This window comes from Bradyrhizobium sp. UFLA05-153, assembly GCF_054185185.1.
In genome coordinates, this window is the sequence record NZ_JBBIAM010000238.1 from 1 (window position 1) to 6,024 (window position 6,024).

At 57.6% G+C, this 6,024-nt stretch carries 4 protein-coding genes and 1 riboswitch; of the genes, 2 read left to right on the forward strand and 2 right to left on the reverse strand.

Going from position 1 to position 6,024, the window contains the following annotated elements; genetic code table 11:
* Window positions 1-531: TauD/TfdA dioxygenase family protein (locus tag Q2941_RS50390; protein WP_458197362.1), on the reverse strand; the 531-nt coding region annotated here is incomplete at its 3' end.
* Window positions 532-1,108: 577 nt separating this feature from the next.
* Window positions 1,109-1,332, forward strand: a riboswitch (cobalamin riboswitch).
* A gap of 106 nt (window positions 1,333-1,438) precedes the next feature.
* Here Q2941_RS50390 and metE point away from each other — a divergent pair.
* Entirely contained in the window at window positions 1,439-3,763 is a 2,325-nt protein-coding gene (metE, locus tag Q2941_RS50395) for a 5-methyltetrahydropteroyltriglutamate--homocysteine S-methyltransferase (RefSeq protein WP_458197365.1), read from the forward strand.
* 279 nt (window positions 3,764-4,042) lie between these two features.
* Here the strand turns inward: metE and Q2941_RS50400 are convergent, their stop codons facing one another.
* Entirely contained in the window at window positions 4,043-4,339 is a 297-nt protein-coding gene (locus tag Q2941_RS50400; protein ID WP_458197363.1) for a hypothetical protein, read from the reverse strand.
* 370 nt (window positions 4,340-4,709) lie between these two features.
* Here Q2941_RS50400 and Q2941_RS50405 point away from each other — a divergent pair, with 370 nt between their 5' ends.
* Complete coding sequence (locus tag Q2941_RS50405; RefSeq protein WP_458197364.1) at window positions 4,710-5,228, forward strand: avidin/streptavidin family protein; 519 nt, start codon at window positions 4,710-4,712, stop codon at window positions 5,226-5,228.
* Window positions 5,229-6,024 lie beyond the last annotated feature (796 nt).

Below are 6,024 nucleotides of genomic sequence, written 5' to 3' on the forward strand. Positions count from 1 at the left end.
GAGCTCGCTGACACGGTCCAGTATTGCGTAGTCAAAGGAGTTGCTGTGAACGGCCCAAAGCTTGTCTGCGAGCCGCTGCAACGGCGGTGCTAGGTCGAGGTAGGCCGCAACGGTGTTTGACCAGACCGTATCGCCACCGAAGGGTGGTATTACAACGCCTCGTAGCACCGCAATCTTGGGGTAGGCATCAACGAAGGTTCCATCGGTGTGCCACAAGTCGGCCCGGCTACCGGCGCGGGCAGAATCAAGCTCGATGATCGACGCCGTTCCCTTTATGGCGCCGAGCGTTGGATGAGGTGCCGGACTTCCAAAACGAAGGGCAAAGCGCTCCTGCTCAGCATCGTCGAGATGCCCCTGGTCGCGGAAGAAGATAACCTTGTGCTCCAGCAGCAGCTCATTGATCGCGGCGATCGTCTGGTCCGGCAAGTCGCCCGACAGCTTGACGTTTCGGATCTCTGCACCGATGCGCGCTGCGCGTTTGACGATGTCGGCGCGAGGAATGATGCTATCCGACGATACGGCTGCATCCATAGTGACACTCTCCAATTTGCGGTTTGTTCGCCAGCCCACGCAAGTCATCCGCGACAGGAGCCGAAAATTGCGGACCACATCGCGGGGATCCGTCATAATCCGCGGCGACAACCCTTTTTGTGCTCCTCAGGCGACCTCGTAAAATTGACCGGATCTGTCAATTCGATCAATTCCTAGCATTGGTAGTTGACCGGCCCAAAATGCCTTGCACTTTGCTGGGACGTTGATGCAGATGTTGCAATTCGGCGCCGACGAACAAGAAAACCGTCCGCGTTGGAGTCGACAACGACGCCCCTCAAGGTCTTGTTGGTCGAGATCGATTTTGATTCGTACTATTCGATCAATGTGGCTATCCGCAGCGGCGGAGGTCGACACCAAAGGCCTAATGGACCACTATACGGTGCAATCGCACGTCACAGTGTTACGCCCGAAATCGTCGAGCAGATCCTGCCGCGTAGAGCTTTGCACGACGATTGCTACGGACAGATGCGAAGGGCTCGATGCTTTCTTCGTTAAGACAGTCTCGGCCCGCGCAGCAAAGGTAATCCGCAGAGGTTGACGTTACGCCTCTGGTGCAGATAATCGAAGTCGTCGAGGTTCTCCAGATCTCCTTTGATCTGGAGCTAAGAGGGAAGCCGGTGCGTCCTCGATCCGTTCAGGATTGAAGCAATGCCGGCGCTGCCCCCGCAACTGTAAGCGGCGAGCCGCATCCACACGTGTCACTGAAGCAGGCGCTTCGGGAAGGCCGGATGCAGGCGATGACTCGCGAGCCAGGAGACCTGCCCCGACAACATAATCGACCACGGGCGGGGTGTCCGGTGGTACGCCGAGCAGCAGGGCGCTTTCGCGGCCCTTCTGCCTGCGTTTCCGCCATAGCCTTTGCTCCAACCACAATGGGGTTAAAGCTATGTCTCTTCCCTCACTTCCTGTCGCAACCCTCGGCATGCCACGTATCGGGCCACGCCGCGAACTCAAGCTGGCGCTCGAAAGCTACTGGGCGGGCAAGATCAGCGAGCGGCAGCTTCTTGAAGCTGCGGCCGGTCTTCGTGTCGCCAACTGGGCACGGCAGAATTCGCTTGGCGTCACAGTTATCCCATCCAATGACTTCTCACTCTATGACCAGGTTCTCGACACGAGCGTGATGGTCGGTGCGATTCCTGAAGCGTACGGTTGGGAGGGCGGTCCGGTCTCGCTGAAGACCTATTTCGCCATGGCACGGGGCTCGCAAGACCAGGAGCACGACGGTCAAGCCCATCATGGCCATGGCGCCGCTGCACAGGAAATGACCAAGTGGTTCGATACCAATTACCACTACATGGTGCCCGAATTCCATAAAGGTCAGACTTTCAGGCTTTCCTCCCGCAAGCCGATCGAGGAATATGAGGAGGCGAGAGCCCTTGGCTATCAAACGCGCCCTGTCCTGATCGGACCAGTCACCTTCCTTAAGCTCGGCAAGAGCGCCGACTTGGCGTTTGATCCGATTTCGCTGCTCGATAGCCTCGTTCCGGTCTATGTCGAGGTCCTCCAAGAACTGGCGAAACGTGGAGCCGAGTGGGTCCAGCTTGACGACCCCTGCTTGGTGCTTGATCTGGACGAGACCACACGAAGCGCGCTGCAGCGCGTCTATCGGCGTTTCGCCAAGGAGGTGCCCGGCATCAAGATCATGCTTGCCACTTATTTCGGTGCAATTGGCGACAATCTGGCGACTGCTCTGGGGCTGCCAGTGGCCGGATTGCACGTCGATCTTGTCCGCGCTCCCCAACAATTGAGCCGGATTGAACTCGGCGCCCGCGCGGACCTCGTGATTTCGCTCGGCATCATCGATGGCCGCAACGTGTGGCGTTCCGACCTGTCGGCACTTGTGGAGCGGTTCAAGCCCGTCATTGCGACGTTCGGCAAGGATCGCGTGCAGCTGGCGCCTTCCTGCTCACTCCTGCATGTCCCAATCGACCTTGAGCTAGAGACCGATCTCGATACTGACGTAAAGAGCTGGCTTGCCTTCTCGGTTCAGAAGATTGGCGAGCTCGCAACGTTGGCGAAAGCGCTCGCGGCCGACGGAAAGGTCGTTGCCGCCGCGTTTGCCGAATCAGACTTTGCGGCGACGGCCCGCCGAGCTTCCCCGAAGATCCATGACACGGCCGTTGCCCAGCGTACGGCGGCGATTGATGCGGTTATGCGCCGCCGCAATAGCGCTTTTGAGAGCCGGGCCGAGGTTCAGCGCAAGCGTTTCGGCCTGCCGCTCTTCCCCACGACCACGATCGGGTCGTTCCCGCAGACGGCCGAAGTCCGCACTGCTCGCGCCGCGCGTGCCAAGGGAAAGTTAACAGACGCGCAATATGAACAATTCCTGAGGGATGAAACGGCTCGCGCCGTCCGATGGCAGGAAGACATCGGGCTCGACGTGCTCGTACACGGCGAGTTCGAGCGCAACGATATGGTCCAGTATTTCGCTGAGCAGCTCTCCGGGTTCGTATTCACTAAGCACGGCTGGGTGCAATCTTATGGCTCCCGTTACGTTCGCCCTCCGATCTTATTCGGCGATGTCTCCCGGCCGAAGCCGATGACCGTCGAATGGTGGAGCTACGCGCAATCGCTGACCAGAAAGCCTATGAAGGCCATGCTTACGGGGCCGGTGACAATCCTGACTTGGTCGTTCGTCCGTGACGACATTCCACGCAGCGAGGCCTGCCGTCAGATCGCGCTCGCGATCCGTGACGAGGTCGCCGACCTCGAAAAGTCGGGCGCAACCATGATCCAAATCGATGAGGCAGCGCTACGCGAAGGTTTGCCGCTCCGTCGATCCGACTGGAAGGCTTATCTCGACTGGGCAGTCGAGAGCTTCCGCATCTGCTCCTCTGGTGTTGCCGATGCAACGCAGATCCATACCCATATGTGCTATTCGGAGTTCAATGCCATCATTGATGGAATCGCCGCGATGGACGCAGATGTCATCTCGATCGAAACGTCCCGTTCTAAGATGGAACTGCTCGATGCATTCACTGCCTTCAAATACCCGAACGACATCGGCCCCGGCGTCTATGACATCCACTCGCCGCGCGTGCCCGAAGCCACTGAGATGAAGGATCTCATCGCGCTGGCCCGCCAACGGCTGTCGGACTCACAGCTCTGGATCAATCCGGATTGCGGCCTGAAGACGCGCCAATGGGAGGAAGTCCGTCCGGCGCTCATCAACATGGTTGCAGCGGCCCGCGAACTACGCAGGGCGGGCTGACGCCAGCGTGGCCTTGCGCCCGCAACAGCTCCTGCAGCAGCTTCTCCGGCGGGATCGACGGCGAACCAATCGACGAATTGAGCGCGGCACACTCGCGCTCAAGCGTCGAACGCGTCTCGTTCACCATCGTCCCGTTGCTCGCAGCAGATGATCACGTCGCCCTCGCCTAGCTCTTACCGTATCGCCGGGTATGAGTGAATACTTCCGTGGCCATCGACGAAGACGGGCTTTTTCTTGCTAGGCGGCGATCAACGGAGGTTAGTCCGCTAGCACGAACAATCATAGATCAGATTGTATATTCACTAAAACGTCGCCGGCCACGATTTCGGGGTCTCCAAGCTCAAGGTCATGCAGGCTCGCTTGAACAAATTCCAACACCTTGTGATTGGCCGCAATGGCGCTTTCGCGATCCTCGAAGATCATCACAGCGACACAGATGCCTTCGCCTGCATCCAACACGTAGTAAGATCTGAAACCATGCGCTTCTCTTAGAATCTGACCGATGCCGCTTTTGGCGCGGCGAGCAGCATCCGCAATCGAACGAACTTTGAGGTACTTGCGAATGACCATGTACATCGAAGTGCCTCGAATTTCAGTTCCACCTCACGCATCAAAGCTCATCGAGCCGCACTTGGACTAGGTCCTACTCCGAAGTGGCCACACCGCCCGCCAAAAAGCCTTGCGCGGGGGATTGTTAGTGAGCGACTGAGAGTGAGCCGACCCGCCTCGTTGCCGCACATGATGGCCCAGAGCTGCGGACAGCTCAACCAAAACCAGCCGATCACGCGTCAGCCGCTCGCAACTGAATAACCCCACCATCCTGCCCCACAGAACTGAAATTTAGACGTCGATCAGAGTTCAACCTGTTAGCGCTATCACAATCTAATACTCGTTTAAATTGCCCACGTAAAGTTTTATAACTAAGCCGCTCCGCTACTGGAGCGATATGGAGTTGGAAATGTCTCAAGCAAAGTGGAAATTGACGAACTGGATGGGCGCGGCCTGCCTAGGCCTGTTCCTGGCGGCGCCTGCAGCGGCGCAGCCGATCTGGACCTGGACCAACCAATACGGCTCGACCCTGGCGGTTGACAATTATAATGCCAACACAGGCGCGATTTCCGGCACTTACACCAACAATGCGAGCAATAGCTGCGATGAAGGTGCCCCTCAGGCGATGACGGGCTGGCTTGCGCGGACGAATAGTGGCACGGCGATCAGCTTTTCGGTGAATTTTGCAGGCTGCGGGTCGACAACCGTATGGACGGGACAGCTGAACACTGCATCGGGATTTCAGGGGCTCTGGCTACTTTCACTCGCCGAACCGGTGGTCTGGAATGGCATCAGCGCCGGCGCGGACACTTTCACCTTCGCAAGCGGCGACAAATCGAAATTGCTGTCCGCTGTCGGAGAGGCGGCCAAGAACGGTTCAGGCGAGAAGCTCTCGAATACAAAGAATCGCAAATAACCTGATCTGCCATGTGGCGTAGGAAGGAATGCCATCACCCTGATCTTTCCCACCCTCATCTGCGCCGATGTTTGCTCTGGCTCAACCACGCATTTGGTATTGATCTCGAGATCGAAGTCTTGCCGAGCCTGAATGGGCCTGAACTCTTCAGGCTCGGCTTTATTCATTGGAGATACGCGCAGACTGAGCGTATCGTAGACCCAATGTGCGAACTAGTCCGTGAGAAATGGATCACTTGTTGCCGCTCAAACCGCCGCCAATTAGCAAGACGCAGGAGCTGGCCGCGTTCTGAATTTCCGTCCCAATCTACAGTTTCCCGATTGCAGTACGTTCGCTTGCATCGGGAGCGGGCGTCGAGATCGCTTTCAAATTCGCGAAGCCAGGATCGAGTTGCGTCTCAGAGGAAGCTCAGTCCAAAAACCGGTCACGCCAAGACGGTCATAGCAAGATCGTTCCACCAAATAGAATGATCTCATGTGCCTAGTGGCTCGTTGCCGGCACGCCATTCCTTGCCACCGATATGTCCTCGATCAGTTTGCCACTCCCATCAACGTAGGCGATCCAGGATTCGCGTGCGATCGCATTCAGCAGGTCCTTCACCGCATTTCGATACACTTTACCGGGAACGTCCTTTACTTAGGCGATCGGCTCAGCGAGCAACGTCATTATGATACGGGACCACCAGTCTAAGGCTGCCGGCGATGCCCGTTGCAACGATTAGCACGATTGCGATTACGACCAAGCCAATGTCAAAGGATCCCGTCCTATCCTTAAGGAAGCCGACCATGTATGGGCC

What these genes read in the sequence shown, in the direction of transcription:
- metE (WP_458197365.1), top strand. Translation starts at nt 1,439, where the DNA reads ATGTCTCTTCCCTCACTTCCTGTCGCAACCCTCGGCATGCCACGTATC.
- Q2941_RS50400 (WP_458197363.1), bottom strand. Translation starts at nt 4,339, where the DNA reads ATGTACATGGTCATTCGCAAGTACCTCAAAGTTCGTTCGATTGCGGAT.
- Q2941_RS50405 (WP_458197364.1), top strand. Translation starts at nt 4,710, where the DNA reads ATGGAGTTGGAAATGTCTCAAGCAAAGTGGAAATTGACGAACTGGATG.